This window comes from Cupriavidus sp. 05N40 (assembly GCF_056397305.1).
Genome location: NZ_JBFTND010000011.1, coordinates 1 through 15,433, shown reverse-complemented (window position 1 = coordinate 15,433; position 15,433 = coordinate 1). Strand labels below are relative to the sequence as shown.

Here is a 15,433-nt window from a genome sequence, read left to right as displayed (position 1 = left end):
GGAATCCTCTTGCGGCGGCGGGGTCAGGCGGTGGTGAGATGCACGCCGAGGCGTCTGCGCTCTGCGGCGGTCTCGGCGCGGGCCATGACAAACGTGTCGTAGCGGCAGCGTTTGATGGCTGCCTCGATGAATGACGCGCCCGCAGCGAGCGTGGCGCGTTCCTGCTGGGTGATGTTGACGTCCGTCCCATCGGCGCAGCGATCCACGATGCTGCAAAGCGCGCGCTTGACTGAGCGGATGTAGGGATCAAACTCGGCGATTCCCTGGGCGTGAACAGCGCGTTCCGTGGTGGCAACCATGGTCACCACGGTGTTGTAACCATCGGCTGTTGGCGTGCGCAGAAAGCCGTCCAGGTGGACGTACCACTGCAGTTCGAGCTTGGCCGTGTTCTCCGCTGTCATCGGCACGCGGAGCTGGCGAGGTCGATAGGGCTTGTTGCGGGATTTGCGCATGGTTCAGCCCTCCATGAATTCAGCGTCGCCGACCAGCGCGTCGAGCGCATCGCAAGCCCGGCAGATGTCGAGCGCGGCGTTGATTTCGCGGTCGATGGGTCGCAGCTCAATGCCGTTGTCAGGGCCGAAGTTCGGCAGAGCCGGGTCGACCAGGTGCACGACGATGCCGCCGCGCACGCGCAACTCTTGGGCGTCTTCGGGGCCGGCGAGATCCAACACCAGGACGTGGTGGGCGCTGAGTTCGTCGACGAGAGCGTCAGTTACAGAGGGGGCGGCGACAAAGGCGTGCGTGCGCGCCAGATAGTCGGCGGCGAAAGCCCGGCCGGCACCGCGGCCGGTGAGTCCGATCAGCATGGTGGGTCCTTCAATCGAGGTCGTTGGCCTGGCGGCGCTTGAAGTCGTCGGCGGGTCGCGTGCGCCGGCGAGCGGCGCTGCGCTTCGTGGCCTCGGCCCGCAGGCGCGTCTTCACAGACGCGATCAGGGCGAGGCGGGTAGGGGTGTGTTCGAGCGCCTCCTCGGGGACGCCGCTCCACTTGAGGCGGCGAAACTCCTTCAGCAGGGCGACTTTTGAGAAAGGCAGCGGCGGCATGTGCCTAAGCCGCGCTGGGAGCGCTCTTGACGGCTGTGGGTGCGCGCTCGTCGTGTTCAAGAGCGCAGGCATGGACTGCGTAGACGGCCACCGCCAGGGCGGCGTGGGTAAGCCAATGTAGGCCACCATGAAAGCCGCGGCGGGCGGTCACGGTCTTGAGGCGATTCCTTCGGGTCATGAACTCTCCATCGAGGGGCACCTGCCGGTGCCGTCGATGGCGAGATTACCAAGTAGTAATATTACAGGTCAACACCGTTTGGTAATATTTTCGCCCGTGCGACGTCCTGGAGGCATTCTCCAAGCGCAGACGGTATTGGCCAGCTCCCTTGGTCAGGTCCGTTTTGAGGTGAAAAGCGGTGCTCCGCGGCCGGCTCTACTGGGCGGCTAATGCGGGCCGCTTAAGGGACGGTGTGCCCTGCGAGTTACAGCTCAAGTGTGGCGGTCATGATGACGCCACAAATGTGATCGTCCTTTTGCAGGCGCAAAAAGCGGTTGGGCCACTCCGGATTGAGGGCCTCGAGAAAGAGCTCCCCGTCGACCAGGGTCAGCTTTTTGAACGTTGCCTCGTTGCCGTTCCGGCGCACGATGACGAACTTGCCAGGCTGTGCTTCGACGTCCGGATTGACGAAGAGCAGCATGCCTTCCGGGAACGACGGCGACTGACCCGCCGGCGCTGTCATTGAGTAGCCCTTGACTCTCAAAACGAAGCCTTGCGGCCCGAGATCCTTATGGCAGTAGTGATAGGCCTGCGCAGTAGCAGGTTCAAAGTTATCCGCGATTTCTGTCCACATCCCCGCTTGTACCCATGATATCTCGGGGTATGCCCGGGACCTCATGTCAGGTCCGGTTTCGAAGTTGTTCCCGAGAGAAGGGAAATTGTAAGCGTCTGCCGGAGAGTCCGCACTTCCAAAAAGCGGCAAGTCTCCGCTCCCGGTTGCCTGATCGAGCCAGCCGGGAGGGATGTGCGCCAACTCCTCAATACGTCGCGCCTTCTTCTCGCCAAAGCTCTTGCTGCCGCGCGAAAGGCCGGAAATTTCCCCCTGATTCATGCCGGTCTGCCGGATGAATTCAGCCTGGGTGCCGTACTTCTGCGAGATCAGGAGTTGAAGGCGCTGGCGCCGGATGTCAACGATGGTCATAGGCCACAATTATCCCTACCAATTACTTTAAGGTAAAACACCAAAGAGTGTTGTTCGGAAATTACAATATGGTAATATCCGGCGTCATGGACAAGCTACTGGCCTACCTGAACAGCCTCGATAGGGCGCAGCGCGCTGCCTTCTGTAACGCGCTGGGAACCTCTGAGGGCTACCTGCGCAAAGCGATTAGCGCGGGCGGGAGATTCAAGTGCGAACTGTGTGTGTTGATTGAGCGACACGCGGAGGGGCGGGTCACGCGCAAGGATTTACGGGCCGATTGGCCGCGAGCCTGGCCAGAGCTTTTCTATGTCGAGCCGCGGCTCTGGCTCATTCCTGTCGAGGAATGGCTGAGGCTATTGGCAAGCTAAGGGCCGCACCATGCGCGACGCGGAAGCGCGCCGAATGACGTCGAGGGGTACTCCGCCGCCTCTCGACGGTATTCAAACGGCGAAGAAATTTGGGCTTGGGTTGGAACACGTTTTCTTCCTGAGCGCGCGGTCGTAGCGCCGCGCTTTGACGAAGAGTATCCGATTGTGCTGCTTAAGCGACACGATCAATTTTGCGGGGGGTTACCGTGACTTACGAGTATTCCGACATCGATCCATTGGAGTCGATGTACAACTTGGCGCGCCGCTACCCCGGCAGCGTCGAGGGATTGGCGGTGGCGCTGGGTCGGCGCATGGACAAGCACGTGGATCCTTCGGTCCTGCGCAACAAGCTGCGGCCGAACATCTATTCTCATTTCCTCACTGCCGAGGAATTCAGCCTCATCATGGAGTTGTGCCAGGAGGCCAACGTACTGCGGCCGTTCGCCCCGTTGCAAGCGATGAATCTGCGGCACGGCATGGTGGCGGTTGACATTCCCGCAGGGCCTACGGCAACGCAGGACATCATCCGAAAAGTCGGCGTCCTCTCGAAAGAATTCGCGGAGTTGGTGGCCGTGGTCATGGAAGACGCGAGCGATGGCGTCATTGATGCGAAGGAGTGCGAGCGCATCAAGAAAGAGGCGTTTGACGTCATGCAAGCGGTGGTGCAACTGACAACGGCTGTCGAGGCCGCGCAGGTCCAGCAGCCGGGGGCGCGCGACGAATGACCCGGGTTGATCTGTTGCCGGCCTCGCTGTCCTCGGCGCAGGCCGGGCGCCAGCGTGCGCTGTTGCGCAAGCGCAAGCCTCTCACGCGGCGCGAGTTGCTCTCTGTCTTTGCGCGCATCAGAAAGCGCATCCTCAAGGGTGGCGAGCCTTTCGGCGTCTTTGCGATCAAGCATGGTCGTGGCCGCGTCTTTCGTCTCATCAGCATCCGGCATGCCGACTACGAGGCGCAGTTGCGCGTCGACAAGGCCATGCAGCATTGGGTCGCCACCTACGACGGCAGCGCAGATCTTGCGCTCGTGTGGGACGACCTGTGCGATTTCGACAAGCCGCTAGCCGCGGCAAACAATGCCATGGCGGCGCAAGTCCGCCAGTAAGACCTCATCATGTCTGCTACTTCAATCAAGCTCACTATCGCCGAGTTGCAGGCTCTCGCCGGCGCCGGCGYGGATGCCGTCAATGTCTACGTCATGGGGATTCGCCCGCGCATGGACTACCGCACGGGTGTGGTGGGCCGTACTGTCGCGATCTCCTACCAGGCAATCAAGGAATGGACCGAGCGCCTTGCGCGGCCTGGCGTGCGTTTCTTCGCGTATAGCCGGGATCAGATTCGCCGTCTCGTGGACCAGCTGGTGAACCTTGGCCTGGTGCGAAAGGAGGGCGGCCATCGTGAGCTGGTCCTGCGTTGCCTCCTCGCTGACACGGATAATTGCGCGCAAAAAAAAGCCGCCAAGGGTTCGCCATACCCGGCAGGTGCCAGCCAAGCCAGTCAGGACAAGGGAAAACAGGCTGTCGGGAAAACAGCCCGAACCGCGAAAGCCGCCCCACATCCGGAGTCCGGATTAAAAGCCTCTTCCCCTACCCCTTCTCGCCTACGGCGCGAAAGGGATGGAAAGGCCATCGACCCTCACGCACCTACGGTGCGAGAGGACGATAAAACCCAAGGCGGCGAAACACAGGCCGGGTCAGAAGCGCAGCGGCTCTCAGAGGAACGCCACGAGCCGGCAAAGCGCGGTGGGAAAGGGCCTGCGGCCCCGAAATCAGAGAAGGGGGCTAGGTCCCTCGTTCGGTGGCAGGCGCATCTGGCGTGGCCGGTGGACATGACGGGCCAGCAGCGGGCCTACCTTGCACGAAGGCTGCGCCCGCTAGGCGCGAAGCTCGGCCAGCTTGTTTTGGACGAGTGGCGGGGCGAGTGTGCGACCGGCGGCATCCGCGCGCCGTGGCGCTATCTCAGCTGGCTGATCACGCAGGCGCAGCTGGACGGCTGGGAGCCGGTCCACGCAGCGGAGGTGGCAAGGAGGCGTGAGTTGGCGCGGTTGAATCACGCTGCAAACGAGGCGGTGCACGCGGCCAAGGTGGCGAGCGTGCCGCCGCTGCCGCTGCCTCGCGGGAGGCTGGCAACGCTCGTCGCGCCGCCGCCGAGCAAGCGAGCAAACTGGAGCAGGGCATGATGGTAAAGCGCGCAGAATCGGGTACGGGCAACGAGCCACCGGCATGGGTGGTGGAGCGGCTGGAGTCGTGGGGCGAGTGGGCGTCGAGCGGTGGCCAGCGCAACGGCTATGGCGCAAGCTGTCTCACCCTTGAGGAGATCCGTTCCATGCCGGTGCGCGCCTACGTGCCGGTGTCGGAGCCGGTGTGCGACCTCACGCACGAGGCGCTGCGCAAGATGCCGCTGGAGTGGTTCCAGTTGGCCGGCAAGGTCTACATTGAGCGCATGCCCGTGCGGCTCGCTGCGGAAGAACTCGGCATGAGCCGCGCCAAGGCATTTCGCGTGCATTTGCTGGTTTTCAAAGCGCTCGAATTTTTCATTAAGAATCCGAGGGTTAAGGACCCACCCTTGCACCTGCTCTTGAAATCGTGAGATTCCTTAGGTAGATTTCGGCTACGCTGTGGTTTCAGTGCGTGCAGCGAAACAAGCCCGATCCGGTTCTTACCTGGTCGGGCTTTTTGCTTTCCGGGCGAGTGGGGGCTCCGAACGGTAAGCACGCAGGCGCACTGTTGTCGTGGTGTCTCCTTGGCCCGCCGAAAGCGGGCCTTTTCGTTGGGCCGGTCGTGCATGGTTGCGACCGGCCCAATCTTTTTGGGGTGTTCATGGAGCGTAAAGACTGGCGCCGCATGTACGGCACCAAGCAATGGTTTCGGCTCCGGCACCACCAATTGAAAGATCACCCGTGGTGTGCGTTCTGCGCGCAGGTTGGGCGCCGATCGTTGGCCACCATCGTCGACCACAAGACGCCGCATCGTGGCGACGAACAGTTGTTCTACGACGAGCGGAACCTGCAGTCGCTGTGCAAGCCCTGTCATGACGGCGCGAAGCAGCAGCTGGAGAAGAGCGGGACGCTGCGGGGCTGCGGTGTCGACGGCCTGCCGCTGGACGGCAATCACCACTGGAACCGAGGGGGCTAGGCCCCGTTTTGGTGCCTCCCGAGGGGGTGGGGGGGTAAAAAACTTTTGGCGCCGCCCCTTCCACACCGCGTGCCTCCCTTTCTTTGTACGACCGGGAAATATGGGAGGGGGGTATAGCAAACAGGGGAGGTAGCGATGGCTGGAAATTCAAACTCCGGGCGCAAGGCGTTGCCCGCGACGGTGCATCTGATCCAGGGCAACCGAAGCAAAAAACCGCTGAGCGAAATCACGCAGTCCGGCGTGCAGTGGGAACTGGTGGCGGATGCGCCCGAATGTCCCGAGGTGCTCGACGATGCGGCGCGCGAAGTGTGGGACGAGCTGGCGCCGGACCTCTACATGCTCGGCCTCATCAACAAGCTCGACCAGGGCGAGCTGGCCGTGTACTGCCAGGCGTATGCCGACTGGAAGCACGCCCGCGGCATGATCCAAGAGGTGAAGAACAGCGCGCGCGGCAAGTCGGCGAAGCGGGACGCGGGCTACATCGAGTCCACGCCGAGCGGCTACAAGCAAATCAGCGTCTGGATGCAGATCGCCAACCGAGCGGAAGAGCGCATGCGCTCCTCCGGCGCGTTGTTCGGCCTCAACCCTTCGGCGCGTGCGCGCGTGCAGCTGCCGGCGGGCGGCCAAGGGGAGTTGTTCCGTGGTGACGAAAGGGAAAAAGCCAGCAAGTACTTCGGTGGATGATGACCGCACGACCGCATACGCGCATGCGGTCGTGGCCGGTGAGATCCTGGCTGGGCCGCATGTGCGCGCCGCGTGCTCGCGGCATTTGCGCGACCTGGTGGAGGGGCCGGCTCGCGGGCTGGTGTGGGATCTCGCCGCGGCCCAGCGCGCCATCGGCTTCTTCGAGGATGTACTCTGCCTGAACGGTGGCGATTACGAAGGCAAGCCGTTCGACGTACAGCCGTGGCAAGCGTTCATCATCGGCTCGCTGTTTGGCTGGAAGGGGTCCGATGGTTACCGGCGTTTCCGCGTCGCCTACGTCGAAACGGCAAAGGGCAGCGGCAAGTCACCGCTGGCCGCTGGCATCGGGCTCTATGGGCTGACCTCCGATGGTGAATCGCGCGCCGAGATCTACGCGGCGGCGACGAAAAAGGACCAGGCGCAGATCCTGTTCCGCGATGCGGTGGCCATGGTCGACCAGTCGCCGCTCCTGGCCAGTCGGATCGAAAAGTCCGGCGGCGCCATGCGGGAATTCAACCTCTCGTATCTGCCCACGTCGTCATTCTTCCGGCCGGTCAGCGCCGACGATGGCCAGTCGGGGCCGCGCCCGCATATCGCGCTGCTCGACGAGGTGCACGAACACAAGGGTCCGCACGTCGTCGAAATGCTGCGGGCCGGCACGAAGAGTCGGCGCCAGGCGCTGATCTTCATGATCACCAATAGCGGCACCGACAAGCGCACGGTGTGCTGGGATTACCACGACTACGGCGCCAAGGTCAGTGCCGGCTCGTTGTCCGACGACAGCTTCTTCGCGTTCATCTGTGCGCTCGATGAGGGCGACGATCCGTTCAAGGATGAGGCGTGCTGGGGCAAAGCCAATCCCAGCCTCGCGTATGGCATCCCGGGCATGAAGTACCTGCGCGAACAGGTGACGCAGGCGCGCGGCATGCCGTCCAAAGAGGCGACCGTGCGGCGCCTTTGCTTCTGTGAATGGACGGAGGCCGCTTCGCCGTGGATTGGTGCCGATCTGTGGTTTGCCTGCCAGCCCAAGCCGCCGCCGACGCTTGCGTCGCTCTACGGTCGCTCCGGCGTCGCCGGACTGGACCTCTCCAGCACGCAGGATTTGACCTCGCTCGTCGTGGCGCTGGACCCGACCGACGATGACCCGATCGCGCGGATCATCCCGTACTTCTGGCTTCCGGGTGATGGTCTCCACGAAAAGGCCGAGCGCGATCGCGTGCCGTATCTGGCCTGGCGGGATGCTGGGTATCTAGAGGCGGTGCCGGGCCGCGCCATCAACAAGCTGTTTGTGCTGCGCCGGCTCGCCGAGGTCAGTGCGATGTTCGATCTGCGCGAGATCGCGGCGGATCGGTGGCGTGTCGAGGATTACGAGGCGCTCATCGAGCAGGAGGGGCTGAGCCTGCCGCCGTTCTACAAGTTCGGGCAGGGCTTCAAAGACATGGGGCCGGCTGTCGACGAGTTCGAGCGGCTTCTGCTCGACCAGCTGCTGGCGCACGACGGGAATCCGGTGATGACATGGAACGCCGCGAATGCGGTCACCGAGGAAGACCCGGCGGGCAACCGGAAGTTGTCAAAGCAGCGCGCGACCGGGCGCATCGACGGCATCGTGGCCGGCGTGATGGCTGTCGGCCGACTCGTCGGTGTGACGGAATCCAACGAAATTGAGAGCGGCTACGCCACCTTGGACTGATATGGGCTTCTTTGACTTTTTGCGCGGCGCCAGCGTGGCGTCAGATTCCCCGCCGGCCGACGAGCCGCCGGCGGGGCGGGTGGAGCCGACCTTTCACAATCAGTCGGTCATCGTTCAATCGTCGGACCCGACGCTCATGGAGTACTTTGGCGGCGGCGGGCAACCCTCGGCGGCGGGTAAGGCCGTGACCGAAGACACGGCCGCGCGCGTGGCGATGGTGTTCGCCTGCACGCGGCTCATTGCCGGCGCCATGGCGTCCCTGCCTCTGCATTTTTACGAGCGCACCGCCGGCGGCGGGCGGCAGCGATGGGAGACGCCGCTGTGGTGGCTCTTCAACGAGCAGCCCACGCCGCGCTTCTCGGCCGCGACGTTCTGGGAGTACATCATCAAGTCGATTCTGTTCCACGGGGACGGCTTCGCCACCCTGCGGCGCAACAGCGCCGGCACGCCGGTTCAGGTCGTGCCGCATCATCCGGCTGATGTGCTGGTCGAGCGCAAGGGAGACCGGCTCGCGTACTACGTGCAGGATCTGGGCGTGCGCCGCGGCTACGACCAGGACGACGTGCTGCATTTCCCCGGCTTCGGCTTTGACGGGCGCCGAAGTCTCTCGGTGATCCAGTACGCGGCCAAGCAGCAAATCGGTTTCAACCTGACCACGGACGAATTCCGTGGGCGGTTCATGAGTCAGGGGCTGCACACGCCATTCTTCTTTCAGACCGACAAGAAGATGGATCCGGACAAGCGCGAAATGATGCGCAGCGAGTTTGAGCGCAAGTATCGCGGCTACCAGAACGTCGGGGCGCCCATGGTGCTCACCGAGGGCGTGACGCTCAAGACCATCCAGATGTCGATGGCCGACGCGCAGCTCATCGAGCAGCTGAAGATGTCCAACGCCGACATCTGCCGCTCGTTCGGCGTGCCGCCCTTTATGGTCGGCGATCCGGAAGGGGCCACCAACTGGGGCAGTGGGATCGAGCAGCAGGGGATCGGCTTCGTCATGTACACCCTGCAGCCCTACACCAATCGGAACGAGCAGGAAGTCAATCGCAAGCTCTTCCGCACCAGCAAGTACTTCGGTGAATTCAATGTCGATGGCCTGCGCCGTGGCGATCAGAAAAGCCGTGCCGAATTCTTTAAGACCGCGCTCGGTGGTACGCAATCACCAGGCTGGATGGTGCCGAACGAAGTCCGCGCGATCGAGAACATGCCGCCCATCGTGGGTGGCGACAAGCTCTTTGCCCCTGTGGCGAAACCCAACGGAGATAAGCCAAATGAAGGCACTCAAGAACCGGCTTAGTCAGCTGCTGCGTAACGAAGCCAAAGCCGGCCCAGGCATTCGCGCCGAGGGCGACACGCTGTATCTGTACGACGTGATCGGCGACTGGGGCGTGCCCGCTGATGGGTTCGCCAAGGCGCTGGCCGCCATGACGGCCGACGTGGTGCATCTGCGCATCAATTCGCCCGGCGGCGATGTGATGGACGGGCGCGCCATGGCCACCGCGATCGCCAACTATCCGGGCAAGGTCATCGCGCACATCGACGGGATCGCCGCCAGCGCGGCCACCTACGTTGCCCTGGCCGCCAGCGAGGTCGAGATCAGCGAGGGCGCGTTCTTCATGATCCACAACGCCTGGGCGGTGGCCATCGGCAACAAGGCGTCCATGACGGAAATGGCTGCGCTGCTCGATAAGGTCGACGGCACCATCGTGGCCGACTACAAGCGCAAGACGGGCAAAGACGAGGCCCAGATCGTCGCGTGGATGGCCGCCGAAACGTGGTTCACCGCCGATGAGGCCAAAGAACATGGCTTCGTCGACCGCGTCGTGCCCGCGGCGAAGTCGGGCGGCGACGCCAAGGCATGGAACCTCGCCGCCTACCAGAACGCACCGGCAGCGCTCACTGCGCCGCCGGCCAACGAGCCGGACCTTGCCGAGATCGCCGCCAGCAACGCGCGGCGACTTCGGTTGCTCGAAGCCGCGTAACGCCTCTCGCGTTGCCAAACCGCCCGCCCTGGGAAACCACGGCGGGCTTTTTCATTTCCATCTCTGGAGAACACATGATCCAAGCACTGCGCGAGAAGAAAGCGGCACTGGCCCGCGACGCTCGCAACATCCTGGCCAGCAAGGGCGACGCCAAATGGTCCACCGATGACCAGAAGAAATACGATGACCTGCTGGCGCAGATCGAGGCCGTGAATGCCGAGATCGAGAACCACCAGCGGCTGCTGGACATCGAGGCCGACAACGCCTTTAACGAGATCACCGGCCAAGAGCCCGGCCGTGGCGGTGCTGCGCCGCCGGCAGCGGCGGTCGACCCGCAAACCGCCAAGGCACGTGCGCTCTTCGACAAGTGGCTGCGCAATGGTCCGACCGCGCTGACGTCTGACGAATGGCAGCTGGTGCGCAACACCATGTCCACCACCACGCCCGCCGAAGGTGGCTACACCGTGCAAACCGACGTGGCAACCCGCTTCATCGATGCGATGTCGGCTTATGGTGGCATGCGCGATGTGGCGGAGACCATCCGCACGGCTACCGGCAACCCGATGGGCTTTCCGACCACGGACGGCACCACCGAGGAAGGCGAAATCGTCCCCGAGAACACCCAGGCGGGCACGGCCGACATTTCCTTCGGCACGCGACCGCTCAACGTGTACATGTTCGGCTCCAAGATCATCACGGTGCCGATCCAGCTGCTGCAGGACAGCACGCTGAATATCGAGTCGCTGGCGTTCAATCGCATGGCCACCCGCATCTCGCGCGCGGCCAACCGCAAGTTCACGGTGGGTACCGGCACCGGCGAGCCGACGGGCCTGATCACGGCGGCCGCGGTGGGCAAGACCGGCGCCACGGGCAGCACCACCTCGGTGGGCTTCGATGACCTGGTTGACCTGCAGGAGTCGGTCGACGAGGCGTACCAGGCCGGCGCCCGCTGGATGTTCGCGCAGAGCACCCGCAAGGTGGTGCGCAAGCTCAAGGACGCCAACGGTCGCCCGATCTGGACGCCCGGTTACGAGGGCGGCATCACCAAGGGCGCGCCCGACGAGCTGCTCGGCAAGCCTGTGACCCTCAATAGCCACGTACCCGCGATGGCGGCGAACGCGAAATCGATCTCGTACGGCCAGCACGACAAGTACATGATCCGCGACGCGCTCGAGGTGACGCTGTTCCGCTTTGCCGATTCTGCCTATGCGTCGAAAGGTCAAGTTGGCTTCCTGGCCTGGGCGCGCAGCGGCGGCAACCTGATGGACCTGTTGGCCGTCAAGGCCTACCAGAACTCGGCCACCTAAGCCGAGGCGATCGCGCTGGATGGCCCGGCTGGGCCGTCCCTACCAACCCAGCTTTAGGAGTCGCAATGAGCGATCTAACCAACGAAGACAACGGCGGTACCGTGGGCGGTGTCGAGGATAACGGCGCCGAGGCGGCGCGCATCGCCGCGGAGCAGGCTGCTGCAGCGGAGGCTGCAGCCAAGAAGGCGGACAGGGCTGCGGTGCCCGTCAAGGCACGCGTGCTGGTGGACTGCGAGCACGGTGCGCCCAATCAGGTGGTGACGCTGCCCAAGGCCGTCGCTCTCGCGGCAGAGAAGGCCGGCGTGGTCGACACCGCGAAAGAGGCGGTCGCCTACGCCGAGTCGATCGCCCAGGGCTGACCATGCGTTACGAGACCGTGACGGAGCCTGCCGACGAGCCGGTCTCGCTGGCGCAGGCCATGGAGCAGGCGAGGATCGACGGCATCGACGCTGATCCCAACCTGCAGGCTCGGCTCGCGGGTGTTCGGCGGGCGACCGAAACCTACCTGCGTCGGCCGCTGCGTGCACAGCAATATCGGGCGCTGCTCGACGATGACGAGCAGCTCGGCGAGATCCTGGTGCGCGGCTACGGGCCCGCGACGGTCACGTCGGTCTCGTATCTCGACGCCAGCGGCGCGCGGCAGACCGTGCCGCTGCTGGCGTACCGCACCGAGGAGGTCGCGCGCGGGCTGCTGGTGCGGCCCGTCAAGGCGTGGCCGGCGGGATCCGGCTTCCAGATCGAGTTCGATGTGGGCTTCGCGACCGTGCCCGAGGACATCTGCCTGGCGATCCTCATGCTGTTCGCCGAGCTGTATGCCAAGCGCGAGGTGTCGGCCACCACCTTGTCCGAGTCCGATTTCAACATGTACGACTGGCTGCTGGCGGATTACCGCTGCGGCATTGGGCTCTAGGAGGGGCGATGCTCAGTGAAGTCACCATTTTGCGGGAGCCCGGCGCAGGGGAGCTGGATCGGCGGGTGCAGATCCGCCGGCGGCTGGATCTGCCGGTCGGCGTCGTCGACGTGGAGCAGACCTTTCCGGCCACGATGCCGCGCTGGGCCAAGGTCGTGCCCGTCAGCGCGGCGACGTACATGGAAAGCGCCGCCACCGACTCGGCCGTCACGCATCGCGTGATCGTCCGCTACCTCGATGGGCTCACCGACGCGCACGAAGTCGTACACGGTGACGCGGTCTACCGGGTCAAGCGCGCGGCCCATATGAACGGCGCCAAGCGCTTCACCATGATCGAGGTGGAGGAGCTGCGCCATGGCTAAGTCCGGCTTTTATGTGCACGTCGAAGGCTTCGAGGGATTTGATCGCTCGATCGACTTCGACAAGAAGCAGATTCGGCGCGCCATGCGCCAAGCGGGCGCCCTGGTCGTGAAAGATGCCCGTGGCCGCGTGACGAAGCAGGGCGCATCCAAAGGGGGCGGCTACCCGTCCAGGCGGACGGGGCGCCTGGCCAAGTCCATCCGGGCCAAGGTCAGCCGATCCGGCTTTCTGGTGCGCATCGAGCCAAAGACCGGCAAGGACGTGCCGGCGAGCGATCCCTACTTCGCCTATCTGTATTACGGCGTCCGCAGGGGTGCGACCAGGCGAAAGGACCACAAGGCCCAGTCCAGCGGCCCGTACCGCGTCCAGCCCCGTGCCAACTACATGGCGGATGCCTTGGAAGCCCAGGCGGGGCCGGTGCGGAATCTCTTGAGTGCTGCGCTCGCGGCTGGTCTGCGGGTGAAGTGACAACGCCACAACCTCTCACCAGCCCCGCCGCGCGCGGGGCTTTTTCTTGCCATGAAACTCTCCCCGGTAATCGACCAGCTACGCCGTTACGCGCCGACGTTTGGCGGCCGCGTGGCCGGTGGCTTGGAGTTCGAAGTGGTGCGCGACAGCGCGCTGCTGTCGATGCCGGCCGCCTATGTCGTGATGACGGCCGACGATCCCGGTGACAACGCCGAGCAGACCGGCATCCGCCAGGCCATCGTCGACGAGTTCGACGTGGTGGTGGCGCTCAAGACGGGCGACGAGCGTGGTCAGTCCGTCGCCGATCCACTGCATGACATCCGCGCCGAGCTGCTGCGCGCGCTGGCCGGCTGGAAGCCGTCCGACGACTACGAACGCGTCATGTACGACGGCGGCCAGCTGCTGCTGATCGACCGTGGCCGGGTGTTGTACCGCTTCACGTTTCGGTGCGAGTGGACCCTGGGCCATGGGAGTGCGCCGGAAACCTTCGAGGAGCTGGAGTTGGCGGGCCTGCCTCCTATTGAGGGCATCACGATCAATCTCGACGCCATCGACCCGATGGCGGATCCCAACCTGAACAAGCCCGGCCCCGATGGCCGGATCGAAACCGTGCTCCGCGTGGAGCTAGACGAAGGATGACCATGAACGCTGACCGCAAGACGGTCCACGTGACCCCGGCTGAGGGGCGCGTGGTGCCGGATCCGCAATACCGCGACAACCTGCCGCCCGAGGGGCGCGCCGTGGTCCGCACTCCTTACTGGGTGCGTCGCATCAACGATGGCGACGTGACGATCGAGGGCGAGCCGGGGGCCGCCGTCGAAAGCGTGGCCGAAGTCCAGGGCCAAGCCAGTGAGGCCGAAGTGGCCCCGGCCGGCAAGACGGGTAAGGGGGGCAAGTAATGTCCGTGCCATTCAGCAACATTCCGAACGACCTCCGCGTCCCGCTGTTCTTCGCCGAGGTCGACAACTCGCAGGCCGGCGGCGGCTCCGCCACAATGAAGCGCCTGCTGATCGGGCAGGCCAGCGACGACGCGACGGGGGTGGCCGGCAAGCTGTATCTGGCGACGCGCCAGGCGGACGTCGATGCGATCACGGGCGAGGGCTCCATGCTCTCCGCCATGTACCGCAAATTCCGCCTCGGCGATCCGATGGGGCAGATCTGGATGCTCCCGGTCAAGCTGGCGTCCGGCGTGGCCGCGACGGGCAAGTTCGCGATCGCCGGCACTGCCACCGAGGCGGGCATCCTGTCGGTGTATGTCGCGGGCCGCCGGCTGCAGGTGACGGTGGCCAGTGGCATGGCAGCAGCGGCCGTCGCCACTGCGCTGGCCAACGCCATCAACGCGGCGCTCAACATGCCCGCCAAGGCAGTGGCGGCGACCGCCGACGTGACAGTCACCTGTAAGTGGAAGGGTGCCACCGGCAACGACATCCGTCTGGAGATGAACCGCGCCGGCCTGACCAATGGCGAGCGCACGCCGGCGGGCCTGACCGTCACGGTGACGGCGATGGCGTCAGGTGCCGGCAATCCGGACATGGACGCGGTGCTGGCGGGGGCGGGTGACGAAGAGTTCGAGTTCGTCTGCCAACCGTGGACCGACTCCACCACACTGAATGCCTGCGCGGACTGGATGAGCGACATCTCCGGGCGCTGGGCATGGATGGCGCAACTCTACGGCCACGTCTACACGGCGATTCGTGGCGCGGTCGGCGCGCTGGTTGCGGCCGGTTCGGTGCGCAATGATCAGCACATGACCATGGGCGGCATCGAGGCCAATGTGGCCTCGCCCGTATGGGAAGTGGCGGCGGCGTTCGTCGCGCGCCAGGCGGTGTTTATCTCGGCGGACGTGGCTCGCCCCACGCAAACCGGCCAGCTGCTTGGCATCGACGCGGCGCCGGCCGGCGAGCGGTTCCTGTTGCAGGAGCGTCAGGCGCTGCTCAACAATGGCATCGCCACCTTTGCCTCGGGCGATGGCACCCTGCGCATCGAGCGCGCCATCACGACGTACCAGAAGAACGCCTACGGGCAGGCCGACGACTCGTATCTCGACAGCGAGACGATGCACACCACGGCCTACGTGGTGCGCTACCTGCGCTCAATCGTCACCAGCAAGTTCGGGCGTCACAAGCTGGCCAACGATGGCACGCGGTTCGGGGAAGGGCAGGCCATCGTCACCCCGTCCATCATCCGCAACGAGCTGATCGCCGCGTACATGCGGCTGGAGCGTGACGGCATCGTGGAGAACGCCGATCTCTTCGCGCAGTACCTGGTGGTGGAACGTGACGCGAACAATTCGAACCGGGTCAACGTGCTGTTCCCGCCGGACTATGTGAACCAGCTGCGTGTCTTCGCGCTGCTC

22 protein-coding genes are annotated in these 15,433 nt (G+C 64.6%); 18 read left to right on the top strand and 4 right to left on the bottom strand.

The annotated features are described in order from the left end of the window. Positions 1–23: 23 nt before the first annotated feature. The 4 genes from AC1DO7_RS04330 to AC1DO7_RS04315 form a co-directional block, all read right to left on the bottom strand. Positions 24–452: a hypothetical protein gene (locus tag AC1DO7_RS04330; protein ID WP_441616234.1), complete on the bottom strand. Its 429-nt coding sequence runs from the start codon at positions 450–452 to the stop codon at positions 24–26. 3 nt (positions 453–455) lie between these two features. After that, on the bottom strand, positions 456–806 hold the full coding sequence (locus AC1DO7_RS04325) for a hypothetical protein (protein ID WP_441616232.1): 351 nt from the start codon (positions 804–806) through the stop codon (positions 456–458). 10 nt (positions 807–816) lie between these two features. Beyond that, on the bottom strand, positions 817–1,041 hold the full coding sequence (locus tag AC1DO7_RS04320; RefSeq protein ID WP_441616230.1) for a hypothetical protein: 225 nt from the start codon (positions 1,039–1,041) through the stop codon (positions 817–819). Between the two features lie 422 nt (positions 1,042–1,463). After that, positions 1,464–2,180 (bottom strand): LexA family protein, encoded by a 717-nt coding sequence (locus tag AC1DO7_RS04315; protein WP_441616228.1) that lies wholly within the window; start codon positions 2,178–2,180, stop codon positions 1,464–1,466. A gap of 86 nt (positions 2,181–2,266) precedes the next feature. Between AC1DO7_RS04315 and AC1DO7_RS04310 the strand changes: the two genes are divergently transcribed. The 18 genes from AC1DO7_RS04310 to AC1DO7_RS04225 form a co-directional block, all read left to right on the top strand. Then, the gene (locus AC1DO7_RS04310) at positions 2,267–2,548 is read left to right on the top strand and encodes a Cro/Cl family transcriptional regulator (protein WP_441616226.1); all 282 of its coding nucleotides are present in this window, start codon (positions 2,267–2,269) and stop codon (positions 2,546–2,548) included. A 206-nt stretch (positions 2,549–2,754) separates the two neighbouring features. Further along, complete coding sequence (locus AC1DO7_RS04305; RefSeq protein ID WP_477115828.1) at positions 2,755–3,273, top strand: phage regulatory CII family protein; 519 nt, start codon at positions 2,755–2,757, stop codon at positions 3,271–3,273. Continuing rightward, entirely contained in the window at positions 3,270–3,647 is a 378-nt protein-coding gene (locus AC1DO7_RS04300) for a hypothetical protein (protein WP_441616222.1), read from the top strand. The genes AC1DO7_RS04305 and AC1DO7_RS04300 overlap by 4 nt, the downstream gene beginning before the upstream one ends. Before the next feature lie 9 nt (positions 3,648–3,656). Continuing rightward, entirely contained in the window at positions 3,657–4,721 is a 1,065-nt protein-coding gene (locus AC1DO7_RS04295; RefSeq protein WP_477115827.1) for a hypothetical protein, read from the top strand. Further along, the gene (locus AC1DO7_RS04290; RefSeq protein WP_441616218.1) at positions 4,718–5,131 is read left to right on the top strand and encodes a hypothetical protein; all 414 of its coding nucleotides are present in this window, start codon (positions 4,718–4,720) and stop codon (positions 5,129–5,131) included. Before AC1DO7_RS04295 ends, AC1DO7_RS04290 begins: the two co-directional genes overlap by 4 nt. A 230-nt stretch (positions 5,132–5,361) precedes the next feature. After that, positions 5,362–5,676 (top strand): HNH endonuclease, encoded by a 315-nt coding sequence (locus tag AC1DO7_RS04285; RefSeq protein ID WP_441616216.1) that lies wholly within the window; start codon positions 5,362–5,364, stop codon positions 5,674–5,676. A gap of 135 nt (positions 5,677–5,811) precedes the next feature. Further along, positions 5,812–6,360 carry a P27 family phage terminase small subunit gene (locus AC1DO7_RS04280; protein ID WP_441616214.1) on the top strand — a complete coding sequence of 183 codons (549 nt, stop codon included), beginning with the start codon at positions 5,812–5,814 and terminating at the stop codon, positions 6,358–6,360. Continuing rightward, a complete protein-coding gene (locus tag AC1DO7_RS04275) occupies positions 6,317–8,050 on the top strand; it encodes a terminase large subunit (protein ID WP_441616212.1) in 1,734 nt (577 codons plus the stop codon). The genes AC1DO7_RS04280 and AC1DO7_RS04275 overlap by 44 nt, the downstream gene beginning before the upstream one ends. Before the next feature lies 1 nt (position 8,051). Continuing rightward, a complete protein-coding gene (locus AC1DO7_RS04270; RefSeq protein WP_441616210.1) occupies positions 8,052–9,347 on the top strand; it encodes a phage portal protein in 1,296 nt (431 codons plus the stop codon). Further along, a complete protein-coding gene (locus AC1DO7_RS04265; protein WP_441616208.1) occupies positions 9,322–10,032 on the top strand; it encodes a head maturation protease, ClpP-related in 711 nt (236 codons plus the stop codon). Before AC1DO7_RS04270 ends, AC1DO7_RS04265 begins: the two co-directional genes overlap by 26 nt. 74 nt (positions 10,033–10,106) lie before the next feature. Beyond that, positions 10,107–11,339 carry a phage major capsid protein gene (locus AC1DO7_RS04260; protein WP_441616206.1) on the top strand — a complete coding sequence of 411 codons (1,233 nt, stop codon included), beginning with the start codon at positions 10,107–10,109 and terminating at the stop codon, positions 11,337–11,339. Between the two features lie 65 nt (positions 11,340–11,404). Beyond that, positions 11,405–11,698, top strand: coding sequence for a hypothetical protein (locus AC1DO7_RS04255; RefSeq protein ID WP_441616204.1), 294 nt, complete (start codon positions 11,405–11,407; stop codon positions 11,696–11,698). Between the two features lie 2 nt (positions 11,699–11,700). Further along, positions 11,701–12,249: a head-tail connector protein gene (locus AC1DO7_RS04250; protein WP_441616202.1), complete on the top strand. Its 549-nt coding sequence runs from the start codon at positions 11,701–11,703 to the stop codon at positions 12,247–12,249. 8 nt (positions 12,250–12,257) lie between these two features. Then, entirely contained in the window at positions 12,258–12,611 is a 354-nt protein-coding gene (locus AC1DO7_RS04245) for a phage head closure protein (RefSeq protein WP_441616200.1), read from the top strand. Further along, on the top strand, positions 12,604–13,077 hold the full coding sequence (locus tag AC1DO7_RS04240; protein ID WP_441616198.1) for an HK97 gp10 family phage protein: 474 nt from the start codon (positions 12,604–12,606) through the stop codon (positions 13,075–13,077). The genes AC1DO7_RS04245 and AC1DO7_RS04240 overlap by 8 nt, the downstream gene beginning before the upstream one ends. 51 nt (positions 13,078–13,128) lie before the next feature. Continuing rightward, entirely contained in the window at positions 13,129–13,716 is a 588-nt protein-coding gene (locus AC1DO7_RS04235; RefSeq protein WP_441616196.1) for a phage tail terminator protein, read from the top strand. A 2-nt stretch (positions 13,717–13,718) separates the two neighbouring features. Further along, positions 13,719–13,976 (top strand): DUF2635 domain-containing protein, encoded by a 258-nt coding sequence (locus AC1DO7_RS04230; protein ID WP_441616195.1) that lies wholly within the window; start codon positions 13,719–13,721, stop codon positions 13,974–13,976. After that, positions 13,976–15,433, top strand: a 1,458-nt coding sequence (locus AC1DO7_RS04225; protein WP_477115826.1) for a phage tail sheath subtilisin-like domain-containing protein, incomplete at its 3' end; no start/stop codon positions are given. The genes AC1DO7_RS04230 and AC1DO7_RS04225, both read left to right, overlap by 1 nt.

Bases quoted from the DNA above. Each gene is read 5' to 3' on its own strand.
- AC1DO7_RS04330 (WP_441616234.1), bottom strand. From the start codon at position 452: ATGCGCAAATCCCGCAACAAGCCCTATCGACCTCGCCAGCTCCGCGTG.
- AC1DO7_RS04325 (WP_441616232.1), bottom strand. From the start codon at position 806: ATGCTGATCGGACTCACCGGCCGCGGTGCCGGCCGGGCTTTCGCCGCC.
- AC1DO7_RS04320 (WP_441616230.1), bottom strand. From the start codon at position 1,041: ATGCCGCCGCTGCCTTTCTCAAAAGTCGCCCTGCTGAAGGAGTTTCGC.
- AC1DO7_RS04315 (WP_441616228.1), bottom strand. From the start codon at position 2,180: ATGACCATCGTTGACATCCGGCGCCAGCGCCTTCAACTCCTGATCTCG.
- AC1DO7_RS04310 (WP_441616226.1), top strand. From the start codon at position 2,267: ATGGACAAGCTACTGGCCTACCTGAACAGCCTCGATAGGGCGCAGCGC.
- AC1DO7_RS04300 (WP_441616222.1), top strand. From the start codon at position 3,270: ATGACCCGGGTTGATCTGTTGCCGGCCTCGCTGTCCTCGGCGCAGGCC.
- AC1DO7_RS04290 (WP_441616218.1), top strand. From the start codon at position 4,718: ATGATGGTAAAGCGCGCAGAATCGGGTACGGGCAACGAGCCACCGGCA.
- AC1DO7_RS04285 (WP_441616216.1), top strand. From the start codon at position 5,362: ATGGAGCGTAAAGACTGGCGCCGCATGTACGGCACCAAGCAATGGTTT.
- AC1DO7_RS04280 (WP_441616214.1), top strand. From the start codon at position 5,812: ATGGCTGGAAATTCAAACTCCGGGCGCAAGGCGTTGCCCGCGACGGTG.
- AC1DO7_RS04270 (WP_441616210.1), top strand. From the start codon at position 8,052: ATGGGCTTCTTTGACTTTTTGCGCGGCGCCAGCGTGGCGTCAGATTCC.
- AC1DO7_RS04265 (WP_441616208.1), top strand. From the start codon at position 9,322: ATGAAGGCACTCAAGAACCGGCTTAGTCAGCTGCTGCGTAACGAAGCC.
- AC1DO7_RS04260 (WP_441616206.1), top strand. From the start codon at position 10,107: ATGATCCAAGCACTGCGCGAGAAGAAAGCGGCACTGGCCCGCGACGCT.
- AC1DO7_RS04255 (WP_441616204.1), top strand. From the start codon at position 11,405: ATGAGCGATCTAACCAACGAAGACAACGGCGGTACCGTGGGCGGTGTC.
- AC1DO7_RS04250 (WP_441616202.1), top strand. From the start codon at position 11,701: ATGCGTTACGAGACCGTGACGGAGCCTGCCGACGAGCCGGTCTCGCTG.
- AC1DO7_RS04245 (WP_441616200.1), top strand. From the start codon at position 12,258: ATGCTCAGTGAAGTCACCATTTTGCGGGAGCCCGGCGCAGGGGAGCTG.
- AC1DO7_RS04240 (WP_441616198.1), top strand. From the start codon at position 12,604: ATGGCTAAGTCCGGCTTTTATGTGCACGTCGAAGGCTTCGAGGGATTT.
- AC1DO7_RS04235 (WP_441616196.1), top strand. From the start codon at position 13,129: ATGAAACTCTCCCCGGTAATCGACCAGCTACGCCGTTACGCGCCGACG.
- AC1DO7_RS04230 (WP_441616195.1), top strand. From the start codon at position 13,719: ATGAACGCTGACCGCAAGACGGTCCACGTGACCCCGGCTGAGGGGCGC.